The sequence below is a fragment of the Streptomyces nigrescens genome (assembly GCF_027626975.1).
Classification (GTDB): Bacteria; Actinomycetota; Actinomycetes; order Streptomycetales; family Streptomycetaceae; genus Streptomyces; species Streptomyces nigrescens.
In genome coordinates this window covers 7,319,681-7,338,564 of sequence record NZ_CP114203.1, presented here as the reverse complement: position 1 = coordinate 7,338,564, position 18,884 = coordinate 7,319,681, and the positions used below count along the sequence as shown (strand labels likewise).

At 68.4% G+C, this 18,884-nt stretch carries 23 protein-coding genes; 10 read left to right on the top strand and 13 right to left on the bottom strand.

The genetic code is table 11. From position 1 onward, the window contains the following. The first annotated feature begins 173 nt into the window (after positions 1-173). Positions 174-1,424, top strand: coding sequence for a type ISP restriction/modification enzyme (locus STRNI_RS32495; protein ID WP_277412506.1), 1,251 nt, complete (start codon positions 174-176; stop codon positions 1,422-1,424). A gap of 271 nt (positions 1,425-1,695) precedes the next feature. On the opposite strand, the gene STRNI_RS32490 is transcribed toward STRNI_RS32495, so the two are convergent. The 3 genes from STRNI_RS32490 to STRNI_RS32480 all read right to left on the bottom strand — a co-directional run bounded on the left by STRNI_RS32490 (position 1,696) and on the right by STRNI_RS32480 (position 3,979). Continuing rightward, a complete protein-coding gene (locus STRNI_RS32490; protein ID WP_026169319.1) occupies positions 1,696-1,959 on the bottom strand; it encodes a hypothetical protein in 264 nt (87 codons plus the stop codon). 270 nt (positions 1,960-2,229) lie between these two features. Beyond that, positions 2,230-3,036: an SGNH/GDSL hydrolase family protein gene (locus tag STRNI_RS32485; RefSeq protein WP_018087875.1), complete on the bottom strand. Its 807-nt coding sequence runs from the start codon at positions 3,034-3,036 to the stop codon at positions 2,230-2,232. A 232-nt stretch (positions 3,037-3,268) separates the two neighbouring features. Beyond that, a complete protein-coding gene (locus tag STRNI_RS32480; RefSeq protein WP_277412505.1) occupies positions 3,269-3,979 on the bottom strand; it encodes a YoaK family protein in 711 nt (236 codons plus the stop codon). Between the two features lie 236 nt (positions 3,980-4,215). On the opposite strand from STRNI_RS32480, the gene STRNI_RS32475 reads away from it, so the two are divergent. Beyond that, entirely contained in the window at positions 4,216-5,328 is a 1,113-nt protein-coding gene (locus STRNI_RS32475; protein WP_018087877.1) for a DUF5925 domain-containing protein, read from the top strand. Positions 5,329-5,404: 76 nt separating this feature from the next. Here STRNI_RS32475 and STRNI_RS32470 read toward each other — a convergent pair whose 3' ends face one another. After that, on the bottom strand, positions 5,405-6,328 hold the full coding sequence (locus tag STRNI_RS32470; RefSeq protein WP_420911228.1) for a GbsR/MarR family transcriptional regulator: 924 nt from the start codon (positions 6,326-6,328) through the stop codon (positions 5,405-5,407). Between the two features lie 191 nt (positions 6,329-6,519). Between STRNI_RS32470 and STRNI_RS32465 the strand changes: the two genes are divergently transcribed. Together STRNI_RS32465 and STRNI_RS32460 are read left to right on the top strand one after the other, a co-directional pair. Further along, a complete protein-coding gene (locus STRNI_RS32465; protein ID WP_274734723.1) occupies positions 6,520-6,768 on the top strand; it encodes a hypothetical protein in 249 nt (82 codons plus the stop codon). Next, a complete protein-coding gene (locus STRNI_RS32460; protein WP_277412503.1) occupies positions 6,765-8,141 on the top strand; it encodes a serine hydrolase domain-containing protein in 1,377 nt (458 codons plus the stop codon). Before STRNI_RS32465 ends, STRNI_RS32460 begins: the two co-directional genes overlap by 4 nt. A 4-nt stretch (positions 8,142-8,145) precedes the next feature. On the opposite strand, the gene STRNI_RS32455 is transcribed toward STRNI_RS32460, so the two are convergent. From STRNI_RS32455 to STRNI_RS32440, 4 genes are all read right to left on the bottom strand, one after another. Further along, complete coding sequence (locus STRNI_RS32455) at positions 8,146-8,358, bottom strand: hypothetical protein (RefSeq protein WP_277412502.1); 213 nt, start codon at positions 8,356-8,358, stop codon at positions 8,146-8,148. 330 nt (positions 8,359-8,688) lie between these two features. Beyond that, a complete protein-coding gene (locus STRNI_RS32450) occupies positions 8,689-9,117 on the bottom strand; it encodes a hypothetical protein (protein ID WP_277412501.1) in 429 nt (142 codons plus the stop codon). Positions 9,118-9,300: 183 nt separating this feature from the next. Continuing rightward, on the bottom strand, positions 9,301-9,606 hold the full coding sequence (locus STRNI_RS32445) for a hypothetical protein (RefSeq protein WP_159490135.1): 306 nt from the start codon (positions 9,604-9,606) through the stop codon (positions 9,301-9,303). 176 nt (positions 9,607-9,782) lie between these two features. Beyond that, positions 9,783-10,226 carry a hypothetical protein gene (locus STRNI_RS32440; protein WP_159490137.1) on the bottom strand — a complete coding sequence of 148 codons (444 nt, stop codon included), beginning with the start codon at positions 10,224-10,226 and terminating at the stop codon, positions 9,783-9,785. A 338-nt stretch (positions 10,227-10,564) separates the two neighbouring features. Here STRNI_RS32440 and STRNI_RS32435 point away from each other — a divergent pair, with 338 nt between their 5' ends. Further along, entirely contained in the window at positions 10,565-11,455 is an 891-nt protein-coding gene (locus STRNI_RS32435; RefSeq protein WP_229838459.1) for an ABC transporter ATP-binding protein, read from the top strand. Positions 11,456-11,848: 393 nt separating this feature from the next. Then, positions 11,849-12,328 carry a hypothetical protein gene (locus STRNI_RS32430; RefSeq protein WP_159490141.1) on the top strand — a complete coding sequence of 160 codons (480 nt, stop codon included), beginning with the start codon at positions 11,849-11,851 and terminating at the stop codon, positions 12,326-12,328. A gap of 49 nt (positions 12,329-12,377) precedes the next feature. Here the strand turns inward: STRNI_RS32430 and STRNI_RS32425 are convergent, their stop codons facing one another. Next, entirely contained in the window at positions 12,378-12,701 is a 324-nt protein-coding gene (locus STRNI_RS32425; protein ID WP_229838449.1) for a response regulator transcription factor, read from the bottom strand. Between the two features lie 418 nt (positions 12,702-13,119). Here STRNI_RS32425 and STRNI_RS32420 point away from each other — a divergent pair, with 418 nt between their 5' ends. Both STRNI_RS32420 and STRNI_RS32415 read left to right on the top strand, forming a co-directional pair. After that, positions 13,120-13,863 carry a hypothetical protein gene (locus tag STRNI_RS32420; RefSeq protein WP_159490143.1) on the top strand — a complete coding sequence of 248 codons (744 nt, stop codon included), beginning with the start codon at positions 13,120-13,122 and terminating at the stop codon, positions 13,861-13,863. A 328-nt stretch (positions 13,864-14,191) separates the two neighbouring features. After that, entirely contained in the window at positions 14,192-14,533 is a 342-nt protein-coding gene (locus tag STRNI_RS32415; protein ID WP_159490145.1) for a hypothetical protein, read from the top strand. A gap of 46 nt (positions 14,534-14,579) precedes the next feature. On the opposite strand, the gene STRNI_RS32410 is transcribed toward STRNI_RS32415, so the two are convergent. The 3 genes from STRNI_RS32410 to STRNI_RS32405 form a co-directional block, all read right to left on the bottom strand. Continuing rightward, positions 14,580-14,945: a Ku protein gene (locus tag STRNI_RS32410; RefSeq protein ID WP_159490147.1), complete on the bottom strand. Its 366-nt coding sequence runs from the start codon at positions 14,943-14,945 to the stop codon at positions 14,580-14,582. Continuing rightward, on the bottom strand, positions 14,842-15,195 hold the full coding sequence (locus STRNI_RS41700; protein WP_381844413.1) for a Ku protein: 354 nt from the start codon (positions 15,193-15,195) through the stop codon (positions 14,842-14,844). The genes STRNI_RS32410 and STRNI_RS41700 overlap by 104 nt, the downstream gene beginning before the upstream one ends. 398 nt (positions 15,196-15,593) lie before the next feature. Further along, positions 15,594-15,845: a hypothetical protein gene (locus STRNI_RS32405; RefSeq protein WP_159490149.1), complete on the bottom strand. Its 252-nt coding sequence runs from the start codon at positions 15,843-15,845 to the stop codon at positions 15,594-15,596. A 713-nt stretch (positions 15,846-16,558) separates the two neighbouring features. On the opposite strand from STRNI_RS32405, the gene STRNI_RS32400 reads away from it, so the two are divergent. Continuing rightward, positions 16,559-16,726 (top strand): hypothetical protein, encoded by a 168-nt coding sequence (locus STRNI_RS32400; protein ID WP_018087882.1) that lies wholly within the window; start codon positions 16,559-16,561, stop codon positions 16,724-16,726. Between the two features lie 164 nt (positions 16,727-16,890). Beyond that, positions 16,891-17,502, top strand: a complete 612-nt coding sequence (locus tag STRNI_RS32395; RefSeq protein WP_277412500.1) for a hypothetical protein — start codon at positions 16,891-16,893, stop codon at positions 17,500-17,502. A 66-nt stretch (positions 17,503-17,568) separates the two neighbouring features. On the opposite strand, the gene STRNI_RS32390 is transcribed toward STRNI_RS32395, so the two are convergent. Further along, positions 17,569-17,829 carry a response regulator transcription factor gene (locus tag STRNI_RS32390; protein WP_277412499.1) on the bottom strand — a complete coding sequence of 87 codons (261 nt, stop codon included), beginning with the start codon at positions 17,827-17,829 and terminating at the stop codon, positions 17,569-17,571. Between the last annotated feature and the right edge of the window lie 1,055 nt (positions 17,830-18,884).

The window sequence follows — 18,884 nt, the reverse complement described above, 5'->3', positions numbered from 1 at the left end:
GGTCCGCACCGCGTGGTCGGGCGTACGGCGAGGACCGTACTCCGTCAAGATCAGCAAGCGGAAGACCGCCTGCGCCCGCCCTGGAAGAGTGGTATGGCCTGCGGATTCGGTGCGGCCACGGGGGCGCTGGATACCATGCCGGGGTCAACCGAACGGTCCGGGAGGGGCTCCGCGTGACGGCGAAGCAGGACGCGCCACGGCTGTCCGATCTCATGCCGTGGTCCGTGGCGCCGCTGCGGCTCGGCCGTTCCTGGGTACGGGCGCCGGACCCGGCCACACTGCGTGCCCGTTGGGCGGCGCTGGTGGCCGCCGGGGACGCGGCCGAACGCGAGCGGCTGTTCCGGCCGTCCCGGGCCCGGACCCTGCACTCCGCCGTCGGCCAGCTGCCGGGCCAGGCCACCCCGACCGGTCGGCTCCACCGGGCGAGCGGACCGTGCCCCGAACCGGTGCGGATCCTGCACGGCCCGTTCGACCAGCAGTGGCTGCTGCCCGACCACCGGCTGATCGACGGTGCGCGCCCGGAGCTGTGGCGGGTCGCGGACGCACACCAGCTGTTCGCGGTCGAGTGGGGGCAGGTGCCGCAGCTGCCCGGCCCCGCCGTGACGTGCTCGGCCCTGCTGCCGGACGGACGGTCGCCGGCCGGCCGCCCCGGACGGATCCACCCGCTCTACCGGCGGCCCGGCGGCCGGGAGCCGAACCTCGCCCCGGGCCTGCTCGCCCTGCTCGGCCGGCGTCTGGACCGCCCGGCGGGCCCGACGGATCTGCTCGCCTGGCTCGCCGCGAGCGCCCACCACTCCCCCGACGGCTGCACGGTCCCGCTCACCACCGACCCGGAGCTCTGGGACCGCGGCGTCGCGCTCGGTGCCCGGCTGCTGTGGCTCGGCACCCGGGGCGCCCATGGGCACGGGGCGGACGGCGGGCAGTCGGGCGAGCGGCCCCGGATGCCGGGCGGCCGCCGCCCGTACGTCCGCTCCGCACTGCCCGGCCGCGGGCTGCCCGGGGCCCTCGGCTACGACCCGGAGGAGGAGGCGCTGCTCCTCGGCAGCGGCCGGATCTCGCCGGTGCCGCCGGGCGCCTGGGACTTCCACGCGGGCGGCGTCCGTGTCCTGGAGGCGTGGTATGCCGAGCGCACCGGCGCGGGAGCGGAACCGCCCGAGGCCGGTTCACTGGCCGCGCTGCGCCCCACCAGCTGGCCCCAGGAGTGGACCTCGGAGCTGCTGGAGCTGATCACCGTACTGGCACTGCTGTCCGAACTCCGGCCGGAGTGCGCGGAGTTGGGGCGGCAGACGGCGGACGCGCCACAGGTGACGGCGGGTGAACTGCGGGCGGCCGGCATCCTTCCGGCGCTGGTCTCCGCGCGTCGTCCGGCCTCCGTGCTCGACCACCACGAGGAGGGCCCGGAGGGGCAGTTCGCGCTGGTGTGAGCGTCGGACAGCTGAACGGTCCGCCGGGCCCGGCCCCGTACAGCAAACCACCCGTCGCAGCACGCGCGACGGGTGGTGGGGAGTGGTGCAACCGGCCGGGTGGGGACGGGGCCGGGCGAGGGTTCGAGCGGCTCACGGCATCTCCGGGGCGAGGAGTCCCGCCCCGGCGAGCACACCGGCGAACTGCCGGCGCTTCGGGCCTGATGAGCGATCGGACCGCAGTGCCGCGCCGGGACGGTGTGATCGCCCGAGATGCCGCTTGACAAACGGGTCAGCCGTGCCCGCCGAACAGCGAGCGCCGCAGCCTGCGCAGCGGTGCGAACAGCGACACCCTGGCGCCGCGGCCGTTCCTCGTACGCGAGTGATCGCGCGCGGTGAGCTCCTGCATCAGCGACGTCGCGCCCTCCACCTCACGCTGCGGGATGGCAGGGCCACCCAGCACCGCGAGATGGCGGTCGAGACGCGCACTGGATGCGACGCTCCCGCATTTGATGGCAGGGACTCGCGCCCTGCTACGCACTGTTATCTGTTCCATGACTCTCCCCACCCTATGAGGGCACCCGGCCCGGGCAGGGTAACCCTATCTCTCTTGGAGGACACGCGTGCAGACCGGTCACCGGATTCACCTGCCTCGCTCTGACGTTGACGCACACCATACGGAATGTCACCTACAAGGGCCGGAGCAGGGCGAGTTGAGCAACCGTCGGACGTCTGCGCGGGCGGCGCGGGGTGCCTGACGGGCCGCCGGAACGCCCGGGGAGAGACCGGGATCACGGCCTCTCCCCGGCGCCCGGACGACGGGTCGTCACGCAGCGGAGGCGAACACCGGCAGATAGCCGCCGGACTGGCCTGCGGCGGTGGGGTGGTAGGACTCCAGGACGGGGAAGGTCACGCTGTGCAGCCAGGCGCTGCCGGAGCACAGCTCATGGCCGGAAAAGGTGGCGTTGACATCGGCGAAGGTGAAGCCGTGGTCGGCGGCCCGCTTGGCGGTGACGCCGTTGATGTCGTCGGCGGCGGCGTTGATCGCGGCACGGGACTTCTCGGAGAGACCGGCGATACAGGTTCCCCTGAGCTTGTAGAAGCGCGGATAGCCCAGGACCACCACCCGCGCGGCAGGGGCCTTCTGGGAGATGGCGTTGTACACCCCGTCGAGCCGGCCGGGCAGGGTGTTGGCGATGTAGGTCCTGGCCTGGGCGACCCGGGCCAGACAGGCGCTCTCGCCCTGGAGTGCACAGGTCGTCATGGTGTCGGCGAATCCGGCGTCATTGCCGCCGATCGAGATGCTCACCAGGCCGGTGGAGCTGTTGAGCGGCCCGAGTTGACTGCTGAGAACATCACCCGTTCGGGCGCCCGAACAGGCAGTGAACTGGAAGGACGAGGGGGAGTGCGCGGCGGCCCAGAGGGCTGGGTAGGCCTTGGTGCTGCGCTTGCAGGAGCCGCTGGCGCTGTCGTAGCTGCCGGCTCCGACGCCGGAGGAGTAGGAGTCGCCGAGTGCCACATAACCGGTGGCGGTGGGGAGTTGGGCGGACGCGGCGGCGCTCGCGCCGGTGAGCGCGAGCGCCGTGGTGACGAAGAAGGCGGACGTCAAGGCCGCGAATCGGGACAGTCTCATGGAACCTCCCTTAGCAGGAGCTCTGCCACATCTGTCGTAGCAAGACTCACCGCAAGCCGGAAGTGTCCATGCCAAAAGTTGTCTGCGGTTCACGGCAAATCTGCCGATCCGGGGGGATGTTCACCGCCATGTCATTGCCTTGCGGCTGGCGCCGAGGACGGCCCGGGAGGCATCCCGATGTCTGCGTCCGTACCCGCGCCGCATTTTGACGGACCCTCGCCCCCTTGCGCGGTCAGTCCTCGGTGTGGTGCCGACGGCGGGCGAGACCGGGCATGAGAAAGGCGGTGGCCGCGACGAAGACGGCCACCAGCAGGAGCACCAGCGTCGGACGGGTCCCCAGACCGAGCAGCCCGGCCCCGAGGAGACCGCCGGCGAACATCGAGGTGACCGAGAGCAGCCGGCGGCCCGCGGCATGGCTGCCGTACCCCAGCCGCCGGTCGCGCCCCACCGGTGACCCGCTGACCAGGGCCGTCATCGCCCGGGTCTCCACGGTCGTGGTGAGGTCGGACGGGGCGGCCCGCATCGCGGTGACATTGCGCATGCCCATCGCCACCGCCATCAGCCCGATGACGACATCGCGCCGGACCGCCGGCAGCCCCGGGGACGGCCCCGACTCCCACGCCACCGCCGCGGCGGCGAACAGCAGCGCCGCCTCCGTGGCCAGCGCCGCCGGGAACCACTGGTACGCCCGTGCGGCCAGGGTCGACTCCATCCGCGCCCCGAAGACCGCGCCCAGCACGAAGGCGCCGAGCGAAACCGCCGTCGTCACCACCGGGAGCCCGCCCTGCCCGGCGATACCGAAGCCGAGAAAGAGCAGATTGCCGGTCTGGGTGGCGGTGAAGACCTGACCGAGCGCCAGAAAGCTGACGGCATCGAGCATCCCGGTGACCACGGTCAGGCCGACCATGACCACCGTCAGGGGGGTTCCGCTCGGCGGCTCCAACGGACGCGGCTCCTTCCGGCGGTCACCCCACCACGCGGCGCGTCGTCCCAGTCTCCGGACGGCCCGCCCGCCGGACCGTCATTGCGCCGTCTGTGGGCGGCCCGTCACCACCGCGCCCCGGTCCGGCCGTACGGGGCCCCGGTCTTCCGCCCCCGCGCTCACCGCGGCGCCCGGTCGCGGGGAAACGCCGGGATAATCCGTGTACGTGGTGGCCCGCCGTGACGGATCATGGCGGCATGTGTGCCGATCACGTCCAGCCGTCCGCCGCCGAGGAGTCCGTTCCGCTCCGGCTGACCATGGACGACAGCGATTCGCCCGCCGATGTCGTCGATGCGCTCTTCCTGGGCCGGTTCGCCAAGGGAGAGCAGCCGTTTGCCCGCAGCCGGTCCGTCGACCGGGTGCGGCCGGGGCTCACCCTGCTGCCGCCCGGCGCCCGGGTCCTGCGCGCGGCGAAGGACGAGGACCGCAGCGCCACCCTCGCCGAGGGCGACGGTTTCACCCTGCTGGTCTCCCGCTGGAACCGCGGCGCCGATGTGACGGTCACCGCCGTCACCGACGAGCTGGCCGAGAAGGTGCTGGGACAGGCCGCGGACGGGGCGGAGGACGAGCCCGAGCCACAGCCCGAGAACGTCCCGATGGGCTTCTGGTACTTCTCGCCGCGCCGCGGCCCGCACCGGACCTCCCGGCAGATCTCGGCGGGCACCTGGGAGGAGATCCGCCCCAACTACACGGCGCCGGTGGCCGATGCGATGGACCGGCTGATGAAGGTGGCGCCCGAGGAGATCTCCGGCCGGCTGCTGTTGCTGCACGGCCCGCCCGGTACGGGCAAGACCTCCGCGCTGCGCACCCTGGCCCGCTCCTGGCGCGACTGGTGCCAGGTGGACTGCGTCCTGGACCCGGAGCGGCTGTTCAACGACGTCGGCTATCTGATGGACATCGCGATCGGCGAGGACGACAGCACCGGCAAGGGCCGCTGGCGCCTGCTGCTCCTGGAGGACTGCGACGAGCTGATCCGCGGCGAGGCCAAGCACGCCGCGGGGCAGGCGTTGTCCCGGCTGCTCAATCTGACGGACGGTCTGCTGGGCCAGGGCCGCAACGTCCTGGTCGGGGTGACCACCAACGAGGACCTGGAGCGGATGCACCCGGCGGTGGTCCGCCCCGGCCGCTGTCTGGCCCGTATCGAGGTCGGCCCGCTGACCCGCACCGAAGCGGCACACTGGCTGGGCACGGACCAGGGCATCGGCCGCGACGGCGCCACACTCGCCGAACTGTACGCACTGCGCCGCGGCACCCGCCCCGCCTCGGTCCCGGCCCAGGACTCGGGGGCGGATGCGGGGCTCTACCTGTAGAGGCTGCCGCCGGTCCGTCCCGTACTTCACCGGCTCCCCGCTCTACCGCTCACCGGCATCGAGGCGTTGGCGCGGCTTACCGGTCGAGTGCTTCGCGTTGCGCCGGGGTGAGGCGGTCCGGTCTCGTGGTGAGGGCGTACGTCCGGGGCCCGACGGGCCTCAGGGCGAGGGGATCGGCGATGGCCGGCTGCCGCTGGATCGCGTCCAGGGCGGCGGTGACGCGGTCCCGGGGCCAGTCGAGCGCGGTGGCCAGTGCGCCGCGGGTGAGCGGGCGGTCGGCGTGCACGAGGGCGGCGAGCACGGTCAGCGCGTCGTACACGGCGGTTTCGGCGAGGGCGCTGCCGCTCATCTGCTCGCTGAGCCGGGCGAAGAACCGGCCCATCGTGCCGAGTCGGGCGCCGGCGGTCGTCCCGGCGCCGAAGATCTCGATGCCCCGCTGTGCGGCATCCGCGATGTCGGCATGTGCGCTGGTATCGGCCTGCCACGCCCGGAGCCAGGCGTCGTCGTCGATGACGTACCGCTCGCGGCGCCCGCCGGGATCCGGTCGACGCCTCATCAGTTCCATCGCCTCCAGGTAGCCGATGGACTTGGACACCGACGCGGGACTGACGCGCAGCCGTCGCACCAGGTCGGCTGCCGTCAGGCCCTCGGCGTCGGCGGTGAGCAGGCACACGAACACCCGTGAGGTCATACGAGGCAGGCCGGTCGCGGCCAGCAGCGTCGCGAACCGGTCCACGAAGTCGCGCACCGCCTGGGCCGGCTGCTCGTCCGTCGCCGGCTCGGCGGGCCGGGCCGGCTTGCGCCGGCGGGCACGGTGGCTGGAGGCCTGCTGGGCGTGGTCGGCCAGATAGTGGGCGGATGCGCCGTTGTGTGCGACCTCGCGACTGATCGTGGACGTCGGCCGGCCGAGCCGTCGGCCGATCTCGGCGTACCCGAGCCCTTCGGCCAGCCACGCCGCGATGCGTCGGCGGTCCTCGTAGGTCAGCCTGCCTCCTGGCACCGATGCCACCCCTCTCCTTGCGTTCAGCGACAGTACATTGCAACGACCCGATGGAGGAAGTTGCATTCATTCGCAATCCTGTTGCAACGATCCAGGTTTTAGCGGGCATTTGCACGCCCATTTCGTTGACGCTCCCTAAAACGCAACGTAGCTTTTCTGCATCCGGAAAGAGAGGACCCAAGATGTACGTGATGGTCGTGTCGACAGTCTCGGACGACGGCAAGTTCTGGAGCGGGCTGAAGAAGGCACACGCCCAACTCCCCAAGGGCGCCACGTGGAAGCTGGCGGTCGCCAGCCGGGACGGAGCCAAGGCGGTGAACATCCTCACCCACGACTCCCTTGAGGGTGTCCGGGACTTCTTCGAGGCACACGCCGGTGCCTACGCCACGACGGAGTACTTCGAAGCGGACGCCGCGAACGCGATCGGTCTCCCGCGATGACGCTCGACATACCGCGGATCCGGGCCCGGGTCGCCGGACTCCTGGCGGAGTACGCCATTCCGAGCGCCGCGATCGGTGTGCTCCACGACGGAGAGCTCACCGAATTCGCGGTCGGCGTCAGGAACGTGGAAACGCGGGAACCCGTGACGACGGACACCGTCTACCAATGCGGCTCGATGACCAAGACGTGGACCGCACTGGCCTTCATGCAACTCGTCGACGAAGGAAAGGTCGGCCTCGACGAACCGGTGCGGACGTATCTGCCCGGCTTCGCGGTGGCCGATCCCGAGGCAAGCGCACAGGTCACCCCTCGTCACCTGCTGAACCACACCAACGGTATCGAGGAAGCCTATGGTGACCCCGGCGAAGACGAGGACGTCTGTGCGCGCATGGTCGAGAACATCGCCGACGCACCTCAGGTCTTCCCGCCGGGCCACACCCATGGCTACAGCGCGGCGCTGGGCTACGCCATTCTCGCGCGGATCCTGGAGGTGCACGACGGCACGCACTGGGACGACATCATGCGGCACCGCCTCTTCGACCCCATGGGCCTGACCAGCACGAACAGCTGGCATGAGCAGGTGGACGAAGCCCGGGCGGCGACCGGGCACCTGATCCGTTCCCTGGAAGAGGGGCCCCTCGTCACACCGGTGCGCCACCTGCCACGCGCATTCGGCCCCGGCGGAAACCTCACCTCGACCTCCCGGGAGGTGCTCGCCATGGCGCACGTTTTCCTCAACAAAGGCACGGCGCCAAATGGAAAGCGCATCGTCTCTGCCGAAAGCATTCAAAAGATGCTGAATTCGCGGGTGCCCGTACCGGATCCGTACATGTTCGGGCCGGCATGGGCACTCGGCCTGATCGTATGTGACTGGCAGGGCGAAACCGTCTTCGCGACCGACGGCAGTACGGTCGGCCAGAACGCCCGGCTTCGGATCCTGCCGGACTCGAACACCGCCCTTGCACTGCTGACCAACGGCGGACCGCGGGAGAGCTTCTCCCACGCGGTGTTCAACGAGATCCTGACCGATCTCGGCATGGTGACCGTCCCGGACCTGCCTGCACCGGACACGACGTTGAACCTCGACCTGTCCCGGTACGAAGGCGTCTACGGGCGCCCCGGCGCACGGTACGAGGTGGCGGCCGACGACGGAAAGCTGTACCTGACCCTGTTCCTCGACCCGATGCAGGCAGCGTTCCTCCACAAGCCGGACCGCATCAGATATGAGCTGCTCCCGGTGAGCGAGACCCATTTCCTGATGCCACCGGCGGATCCGTTGGAGGACACCCAGACGGTCGCGCTCTACGACTTCACGAACGGCAGCGCCCGGTACCTCCATACCAACTGCCGGGTGCACCCACGGCAAAGGTGACCAATCAGCCCGACGACGGCGGGCGTCCGTCTTCGGAGACGCCCCGCCACACCCGTTCGATACTGCCCAGCGCCGTGCGGAGCGCAGTGTCCCGCACCCTGTCCCGCAGCGAGTCGACGTCGGTGGCGCGCAGTCGCCCCAGCCCCGACCCCAGTCCGCCGGCGCGGGGTACCGGCGACGCGCAGCTCGGCGTCGTGCCGACAGGGAGCGGCTGCATACTCGCGTCTCCTCACCGGCAGAAGCCGGCGGGGGCCGGACGACCGCTGTGTCCGCTTCCTAGGCCTCAATGACGACCGTGGCGGGATCTCCGAGAGGCGCCAGGTCGAGCCACTCCCCCCGCACCCGGTAGTCCGCGGGGCTGTAGGTGGTCGCGGCGCGGGTGGCCGGTCGGGTTCTCCATGGCCCGCCCCTATGGGCGCCCGCCAGCAGCCCAGTTCTTTGAGGTGAGGTGGTAAGGGGCGAGGCCCGGAGCCACGTGTGTGGGATTCCGGGCCTCGCGGAGAACACCGTTGGTCTCATGGGGTGCTGGTGACCAACCAGCGGACGATTAGCGGAGGAAGCTGATCACCAGCTGGATGAGGTGGTTGCCCGGAATAGAGAGGACGATGCGGACCGGGTTGGTCGGGGACAGCGTCTCAAGCCACTTCTTGAAGGCGGCAATACCCTTCTTCGCGGCGGCCTTGGCCGTGGCGTAGGCCTTGCCCATCTTCTTCTTGATGTAGCTGACGATGGACTTGGCGATCTTCTTCGCCTCGGGGTCCACCTTCTTCAGGGAGGTGGTGTGGGCGCCCGTGGTGGTCTTGTTGAGTGCGACGGTGATGGTGTTCACGTCAGCGGCCTTGCTGACCGCGCCGACCTGCACCGAGGAGACGGCGGGGGTGCGGCTGGCCTCGGCGGCGGATGCCATCGGGGCGGCGACGCCCAGGGCGACGGCGGCGGCGGCGGTTGCGGCCGCTGTGCGCAGCTTGCTGTTCATGGAGACTCCTCATCTCAGCTTGGAGGCGCGGCCGGTCCACGGGAAGGAAGAGCACGTGGCGGCCGCGCCTGGACCGGATGATCCGATCGGCCGAACAAGAGTCTTTCGGGAACGCGAAGCTGCCGGTATTGGTTCTTCGGGCATTGCCCTATCGGCCAATGAGGCGCTTGGCGTGTCTGCGGGTTACCGCAGCGGGAAACCGTCCCAATGGAAGGCGATCATGACCGTACCGGCAAGCAGCATCGGCAGGGATGCCATGCGTGTGTGGTAGAAGGCTCGCTGGTTGCGGCTGGCCTTGTAGTGGATGAGACCGGCGATGAGGGGGATCCAGGCCGTTAAATAGAGGATCCACCCTGTGCGTTCTGCGGCGTCGGTGCGAATGATGAAAGTGATGAGCAGGGAGGCGACACCGAGAACGCCGGCGGTGAGCCACCACGCATCCGACACACGGAGCTTTTCCTTGTGTTGCACGGTTTCCGCAGATTCCATTGTGCTTCCTCTCAATAGCGAACTGGCCCCCAACGCAGGGGCGTTGGGGGCCAGTTAAGCATCTTGTGGTTTAGAGGTGCTTGGCGATCCAGACAATGACCTGCTACAGGTCCGGGGCGCTCATCGACCAGAAGATGGCCTTCGGAGCCCACTTCCTCGGGCTCCGAAGGGTGATGTTAGAAGACGATGCTGCGCAGGGCCTGGTAGACCTGGGAGATGATCTCCTGGCCGGAGACCCAGAAGAGCCACTTGATCGGGTTCCAGTTCGACAGCCCGTGGTACCAGGCTCGGAAGGTATTCCAGTCCTTGACGATCTTCTGGACGGCCTTCTTGCCGTACTTGGCGATGATCGCCTTGGCGGCCTTCAAGACCGCTCCCCCGATGCCATTCGTCGCCTTGGTGTTGCTCTTGGCGTCGACCTGGACGGCGCCCGTCTTCACTGCGCGCTGCACGTCGGCGACGCTGACGGTGTTCAGAGACGCGGCCTTGGGCGCGGCCTGTACGAAAGCGGTCGCGGCGGTGGCGCGGCTGGTTTCGGTGGCGGATGCCATCGGAGCGGCGACGCCGAGCGCGACCGCGGCGGCTATCGTCGCGGCGGTCATACGCAGTTTGTTGCCCATGGGTACCCCCTTGCTTGGTGGAGTGCGGCCGGGGCTCTGGCAGTGAGCGGATGGCCGTAGCTCGCCCAGGTGCTCTAGGCGGGCAAGGGGGATCTTCGTTGCGTGATGTGTTGGTCCGCTATCGGATCTTCGGGCATCGGGCCTTTGGGCAATTGCCCTTTCGGGCATCGTCCTTGAGGGCTTCTTCCTTGGTTTGCAGGCAACGCGGAGTGTGCCGGAGGCATCTTCGGCAGGGAAGGGAATTGACCGTCCTCAACTTCCCGCGAGTTTCAAATTCAGTGAAGTGAGCGGCTGTTGTATCGCTTCGCGAACATGACATGGAGGTTTGGGTGCCTTGGATGAAGGTGAGCGGCCTGTCCTGCACCTTCAGGGGCAAGCGGGTCGTTGATGACGTGTCATTGACACTGCGGGCCGGGTCAGTGACCGGGTTCGTGGGGTCGAACGGCGCGGGAAAGACGACCACGCTGCGGCTGATGCTGGGCCTGCTGCGCGGAGAAGGGGCCACGACGTTTCTGGGCCGACCGCTGACACAGTGGTCGGCTCCGGCGCGGGTGGTGGGGGCTGTCTTCGGTGGGGTGGGAGGGCATCCCAAGCATCGGATCCGTGACCATCTGCGGATGGTGGCAGCAGGAGCTGGGGCGAGCAACGCCCGCGTGGATGAGCTCCTGGAAACCGTGGGTATGACGGGCGCCGCCAAAATGCGGATCTCTCAGCTCTCGCTCGGGATGGCCCAACGGGTGGGTATCACCCAGGCCGTGATCGGCTCGCCTCGGGTTTTGGTCCTGGACGAGCCTTCCAATGGCCTGGATCCTCACGCGATCCGGTGGCTTCGGGGGTTTTTGCGGGATCTTGCTGCCGACGGGGTCGCCGTGCTGGTCTCCAGTCACCTTTTGGTGGAGATGGAGCAGCTCGCAGATCGGGTGGTGGTGCTCTCCCGGGGACGGGTTGTTGCCGAAACCCCGATGGAGGCTTTGCTGTCTTACGCGGTCTCCAAGCGAACGGTCACTGTTCAGACGTCTGAACTGGTCGAGCTTGCCGGTCTGGTGAAAAGGGCTGGCGGCCTGCTGGAGGTTACCGGCGGGCAGAAGGCGGAGATCAGCGGTCTGAGTCGGGTTCAGGTGGCCGATATGGCGGCGGTGAACGGTATTGCGCTGTACAGGCTGGACGAGCAGAGCCCTTCCCTTGAGGACTTCTACGTCACGATTGCCCAAGAGGATTTCAAGATCTGATGAGCGCGCTGGGGAAGGATTTCGACGGGCAGGCCGGCGATGTGGGGCGTGGTGAGGCGTTCGTGCGGGCGTGCCGTTTCGAGCTGCGTCATTTGAGGGGGCTTCGGTCCACGTGGATTTTGGTCGCGGTTGTTTTGGTGCTGTGCTTGCTGTCGGGGGGGGCGATGCTTACCTGTCCGCTGATGGTGCGGGGCATGTGCGGGCTGCCGACCTCGAAACGGCTCTCACGTGGACGCCTGCGCTGGCTCAGATCTGCTTCATCGGGTTCTGTCTAATGGTTTTGGGTACGGGGCCGGTTTCAGCTGAGCTGGTACGTGGTGGTGCGCGCACGACGTGGCTGACGGTCGGGGGCGGTCGGTTGCGTACTGGTCGAAGTGCGTTGTTGGTGTGTTGATGGGGGTCGCGGTGGCGGCGGCCGGCGTGGTGGTGGAAGCCGGGGCGGCGGTGGTGTCGTTCGTTGTGGCCGGGGTCGAGCAGCCGCAGTGGCTGGATCTTGCTGCTCCGGTGGGCCGGTTGCTGTTGTGGGTGGCGTGCTGGATGTTGTGGTGCACGGCGGTTTCTGCGCTGATCCGTAACCGTGTGGGGCCGGTTTTGGTGTTGTGTCTGGTGCCGCTATTGGGTGAACGGGTCGTGGGGATGCTGCTGCGGAAGGTTCCGGGAGTTGACCTGTCGGGGGTGGGTGAATGGCTTCCGTTCACTTTGGGCCGGTCGATGATGGTTGATATGAGCGCGATGGCGACAGAGGAACGCAACTTCTTCAGGTTGTTCTTGGGAACCGATGTTCCGGCGGGTCCTGCAGCGGCGGGATTTGTCGCGTACACGGCGGTGGTCGCGGTGGCTGGTTTTGTGGTCTACCGTCGGCGTAGTGGTTGAGGTCCATCAGCACGGTGGGGGCGCCCGTTTGGGCGCCCCCTTCGGTGTTTTATACGGGGCAGCGGTCTTCGTCTGGGTGAATGTCCTGGTGGTGAACGTAGGCGAAGATGGCTGCTTCGACGCGAGTCGCCACATGGATTTTGTCCATGAGGTTGGCGAGGTGCGCTTTTACGGTTCTTTCGGCTATTCCCAGTTTCCTTCCTATCTCTCGGTTGGGGGCGGCGTGTCCGATGAGGAGGAGGACTTGCCGTTCGCGTGGGGTAAGTAGGTGGATCCCGCGTGGGTCGCCTGGTGTGGGCGGCGGGGTGATGGGTCGGCGCGCGATGCGCCTGACTAAGTATGGCTTGTCAGTGGTTCCTTGCGTATTGGGCAAAGCAGACCTTCCCCGTCTTTTGCGCAGCTCTGCTCGGCCGGTGTTCCCCGTTTCTTTCTGATTGGCGGTTTGCGGGGTTTCGGCCCGTTGCTGGTCTGGTCGCCGGCCCTTGTAGGCCCTGTGGCGCCCTCCGGCTCTTCAGCCGGTCGTTGTTTCCGTCCGTGGCGGAGCCTACGGCGGATCAACGTTGCCGTGTGTAACTACCGTGCGTATAAGGCCAGTTCGGGGTATCCGACCGCCAGAACAAGGTGATGACCAGCGGTAAACGATCGATAAACGAACAAAGCTGTCTTGATCTTGCTAGTCCGAAAGGGCATGGGCCGAAAGGCCTTCACCTCAAAGTTCAATACCGGACAACCGTTCACTGTTCCTAGAGTCGAAAACTGACCAGACCTAAAACCTTGAAAGAGGAACAGCAGTGAGCAACAGTTCTCGCCTCCGTCGAATCAGTTCCGCGGCCATCGCCGGCGCCGCCGCCGTCGCCGTCCTGGCACCAGCCGCCTCCGCCATGGGCACCACCACCGTGGTGCCCGCCGCGGATTCCTCGGCGTCCGTGTCCATGAACAAGGTCACCCCGGACAAGTACATGGCCTACCTGATCAAGCAGCGCACCCCCGAGTCCCGCGCCGTGCTCAAGGCGTTCCGTGCGCTGCCGAAGGCCAAGCAGGTCAAGTTCCTCGGCTATCTGCAGTCCCGCACCGTCTATATGGCGTTCGGCGGCCAGTTGCGCGGCCACGCCGACGAAAACAAGCCCGTGCGCGCGGTCACGAACCACAACAAGGACGTCAAGTTCGTCCGCGCCACGCAGACCAACAAAACCAAGCAAGGCCGCAAGGCCACCGTCATGGTCGCGTTCACCGTGACGGAGAAGGTCTTCAACATCCCCGTCACAAGCGAGCAGGTGTGGGTGAAGTACGAATCGAAGCGAGGCGAGGTCCGCAAGGTCCTGGGCGGCGGCGCGAAGCTCACCAATCTCAACGCCGCGATCAACATCACCGGAGGCAAGGTCAAGCCCACCAACCTGGAGGGCCACAATGGCTTCGTCGCAACGACGTGGAAGGCCACTCAGCGTGCTGACGGCTTCGGTGGCGACATCGTCAAGCAACAGCGCGTCCAGGCCGGCTGGGGCAACACCTTCAAGGCCAACCTGAACAACGTCTGATCTCACTGCGCAACGGTCGGCTCCCCCGCATCTCCCCATGGATGCGGGGGAGCCACGCGTCTCCGGCATCCGCACCACGCCTGCTCGCGGACGCCACGACGCAGTCGGCGGTGCAGCTGCGGCACGAGCAATTGAGGCCGGCCGCCGTATCCGCCGGCGCCGCCGCGGCCGCCGTCGGCCCCCGCCGCGGGCAGGGGCGGCGGGCCCGCAGCCGCGGGGCGCTCTGCCCGCCGAACAGCACCAGTGGGACGGTGACACCCCTACTGGCAGAGAAGAGTCACGACTCGGAGCGGGTGCGGGCGACTCGCCGTGGGTGAGAATGCTCGGCATGACGACTGCACCGGCCGGGCGGCAGCACTGGCGCAAGGTCGGAGCCTGGGACACGGTCTGCGACGGGGATCGATTGATCTGCGCCGCCTGCGGAACGCTCGTCCGCTCGTACCAGTACCGCTGCCATCCGCCCGAGTCAGCCATGTTCGAGCGGTGCGTCGGACTCGCCTGGTGTTCCGGTTGCCGGATCTACTCCGGCAGCGTGGTGCACGTCCCCCGGAAGCGAAGCCTCGTCGACGCCCTCGCTTCGCTTCCCGGTGAGCAACGGGAACGGCTTGTACGTTCGGAGTCTCGGCTGGTCGAATTCCTGGACTGCCAGACCCGAGACAGCAGAGGGTAGACGCCGCCAGGCCGCGGGAGACGAACGCTTCTCGCGGGCAATTCTGTTACATATGTCCCCCGTTACGAGCGCGCTGGGCGTCGCGCACGGATTCCTCCAGCGCGGCCATCAGGTCCATGGGCGGCTGCGGCTCCCGTGGCGGTGCTGCCTTCCCGCCGGCGGCGAGGGTGTCCACGAGGAGGTTCAGCGCCTGGGCGTAGTCATCGTGCAGTTCGGTGATGTCCACGCCCGCCATCTCGGTCATCAGCAGTTCGGCGAGGTTCAGCTCCCGGTCTGTGGTCGGTGCCGGGCTGGACAGGTCGCCGGGGTCACGGATCTCCTCGGGCCAGTGCAGGGTATGCAGCACCAAGATTCCGTTGCGCGGGCGCAGGACGGACAGCCGCTCCCGCGACCGGAGGGCCACCTTGCACACGCTTCGTGGGTAGCGGCAGAGCTTCGAGATCCTCGTCCCGGATGACCACCGTGCGGCCGTCGGGCGCCTCCCAGCCGCGGGCGGTCTCCTCCGGCCCGACCTCACGGCCATCCAGCTCGCACACCCGCCGATGGCGGACGCGGCCGCCATCGACCGCATGCACGAGATGAGACCGGGCCCGTGATCCTCGGTAGCTGTGTAGATGTCCACGGGCAGTGCGACCAGGCCGAAGGAGACCGTGCCGTGCCAGAGCGATCGCATGGCTTCGACGGTACGCACAGGCAGGCCGGGCCGCCCCCCGCCAGCATCCGTCCGGGCGGACGCACGGTGCGGAACGTCCCGGGGGGACGCGGCCGCTGCCTAGACGTCGACGACGCGGACGACGACCCCGCTGACGGTGGCCTCGCGCCGGTCGGCCTCGGCCTTGACCGGCGTGGATTCATGCCCGTCCAGGGACGGGGCGGCGGCCAGGCGCTGCATCCCGGGGCTCGGCCCTCACCGCGCAGCCGGCCCGGGTAGCTCCGGGTGCTGGCCACTGGCCAGGAGACCCCCAAGGGGCCAGGCCCCCGCCGGACCGGGTGACGGTCCTCCAGCGGGGGCCAGCTGATGATGTCCCGCCGCCGACCGCCCGGCCGGCGGACACCACGCCTATCGGTAGCGGTGGACGATTACCGTGACCGTGCCCGCCCCGGCGGCGGCGACGGCGGCGCCCAGGCCGGGGTGGCCCATGAGCCCGATGACGGTGCCGGCGCCGGCGCGTGCGGCGGTGAGTCCCAGCTGCGCCCATGCGAGGGCGGTACGCGAACGAGCGGGGGTCTCGCGCGGCGCGGCCGGCGGTGCCGGCTGCGTCTCCTGCGGTTGGGCGGCGACGGGGAGCGGAATTTGTGGTGGACATGGCAAACCTTGGGTTTTTGGCGTGCCGGAGCACGTGGTGAATGGGTTTCACTGACCTTGGACCAGCGGGGAGTTAGCCGCGCAAGTCCGTCTGCTGATGTCCGGTGGCGCCCCCGGACACAGAGGAGGCTGCACCGCGGCGACCACCAATTCGAGTTCTCGCGAATTTGCCGGAGCCGCTGCGGTGCCTCGAATCCTCTCGTGCTCGCCACGCCCATTCACGGTCTCACCTGCGACTTTGCTTAGATGGTGTGCACGGGACGGCTACGGAGCTCGTTTCCGGGAGCACTTGAATCCGTCTCGCGACGCTGCTACCTCCCGCTGGCTGGTGCCCCGTACATCAGAGCAGGGATAGCCGCGCAAGTCCTCACCCGCGCACGCCTATACGTCCCGGATCGTTAGCCGCGCAACACCCGCGACCAGCGAATTCTGAACAGGTCGACAGCGCAGCGGAGCTCCCCATCAGTTGGCCGTTAGTGTCTGCCGGGCTACGGCGCCCCGGCCCGCTCCAAGAAGTCCGCCACGGCACCCGATGGTTCGCTCACCAAGAAGCCCTCCGAATTTCGTGCGGTTTCGGCTCGATACCCAGCAGCGTATGACCTGACCTGCACCAACTGCTGTGCACTTCGGAGTTGTTCGGTGAAACGCCGACGGGAACGGCCGACGGCCCAGAGTCGGGGCACGCCACAACGGCCACCGCACAGCCCAGAGGAGATGCCATGTCCTGGCCCACGTCCGACTCGGCGAGCTCAGTGCTCGCACTGATCTTTCTGGCAGTGTTCGCCGGGGTGGTGCTCCCCGCGGTCTGGTCGTCCCGGCCGAGCCGCCGCCGGGCGGCCGCGGCGGTGCTCGCCCAGCTCCTCTCCGCCCTGCGCCGCCGCCGCTGAAGGCTTCCGGCCATGCGCACTACCGTGGCATCTTCCACGCATCGCCCGCACGGTGAGCTTCCGCAACCCTCTTCCCCCGCAGCCGCGCGAGCAGATGCCGGAGGCCCGGGAAGTGGCGGCCGCGCGCAAGGTGTCCGGCCGATCGGAGAAGGGTGATGACGGAAGTGACGTCCCCAGTGCACTACAAGACGGCCTGGGAGGACCCGGGCACCCGCCGGGCATGGCGCCGTACCGCGATGTTCCGGTGTGCCGCCGCGCTGGGCTGTGTACCGGCTTTCTTCGCCTGGCTGTTCGCGGTCGTCATGACGCCGGTCTGGCTGCTGGTGCTGTGGATGCCGGTGCTGTTCGCCGGCATCTGGTACGCCCTGCTCGCGGTGGCCGGGGCCGCCTCACTGACCGGAATACGTCGGGTGCTGCGCGTTTATCCGTGGCAAGCGGGCCTCGCCGAGGTCAGGTCGAAGAAGAACGGCAGCACCCAGTTCCTCGTGCCGGACCCGGAGCGCCCGGAGAAGACCGTGGGCCTGGAGTACGGCGGGGGCATCGGGACGGGGCGGCACTTCTGGGTGCGCGCGGTGCAGTCCGGGCAGGTCACGGCGGCGTGGTTCGCCGGCGATCCCCGCTACGTCGGCGTCGTGGCGACTCCCGGGCCGCGGAACCTCCTGCGGATCGCCCAACGGGAGGCGACGGACTGGAGGATGTCCCCCCGCAAGCGGGGTGTCAGCCCCGACGCACGGGCGCGGGCGCGGGCCGCCGGGGCACGGGTCGGGGAGAACTGACACGGGGCAGCCCCACCGGCCAGGAACCCCACGGGGCTTGATGCCGTCACACCGGCTCGCGGCCCCTCAGGAGGAATCGTCAAGCAGCCTCCAACGGGCCGCCGTGGCGATCGCCTCGCTGCGGTTGCCGGCGCCGAGCTTGAAGTAGATTCCCCTCGCCAACCGGTACATCTGCCTCTCCGAGTAGCCCAACGTGGCGGCCATGTCGGCGATGGGGCACCCGGAGGCGAGCTGACGTAGCACGTCGGTCTCCGACTGGCTGAGGGTCAGGCCGCTCGGGGCGGCAGGTGAAGCGTCGACCAGTGTCCGCAGCAAAGAGACGGGCACGCGTCTCTCCCCACCGCGCGAGACGAAGGGCCTCGGCGATGTCGTCGAAGTCGGCGTCCTGAGGGGCAACTCCATGCGCTCCCGCACCGATCACGTCCCGGCAGTTGTCGACAGTGAGACCGTCCACCAGCGCGATGACCAGCCCCTGCCCGGACTGCCGTACCCGGGTGAGAAGTGAGGTATCCGGGGTGGGGGTGTGCAGCAGGCAGACATCCCATTCGGCCTGTTCCGCGGCTTCGGCCGTTTCTCCTTCGCAGGCATCGAACCCCAGCTCTTTGAGTCCGAGCACCAGGCCGTACCGATAGGCCGGTGCGCCGTGAATGACGAGAACGGAATCGCTCAAGGGGTCAGCTCTCCCGGATGAGTCGGAAACCGGACCCTCGGTCAAGGGGGATCGCTCGCCGGGTCGGTGAACGGCCGAACTCGCAGTCGGCCAGGAAGTACTGGGGACTGGTCAAGCGCCGTACGGCAAAAGGCCTGAGGAAAAGCAGGGCGTCAGGACGGCGCAACTGCTCAGCGCGATCGGCGAGCGGTGGAGGGTGGTGGTCCGGCGATGTGCAAGGCCTGTTTCACAGCTCAACTGAGCGTTCGTGAACCACCCGAGCCACAGTCTGGTGTACTCGTGGGCCGGCCGGGCGAATCAGCCGCCGGAGGAGTGGGCCGACAGCGGGCAGCGGCCCAGGTGAGTAATTCACCGTCATTTCGTCCACAGACGCCGGCAACGAGGAAACCCCGGCGGGACACCGGCCCCTTACCAACCCGGTACGGAATAAACCGGTATCGTCCACGATTCAATACCCCCGCCCTGGTCACCAAAGACTCTTTGCTACTGCATGGTATTCGCGATAACGGCAGCGTGTCGAACAGTTCGCCGTATGATCCAGCCATTCTGAGGTGTCTCACATGGCGTACGGGAGTCTCTTGGAGCAGGTCATGGCTTCGGCGCGGCCGGGGACGGCAAGGGAGCAGTGGCCCTTTCGTCGTCCGGACGGTGAGCCGGCGGTGGCCGGACCGTCAGGAGCCCGGCTGCCCGGTGCTCCAGCGGTGCCGGCCGA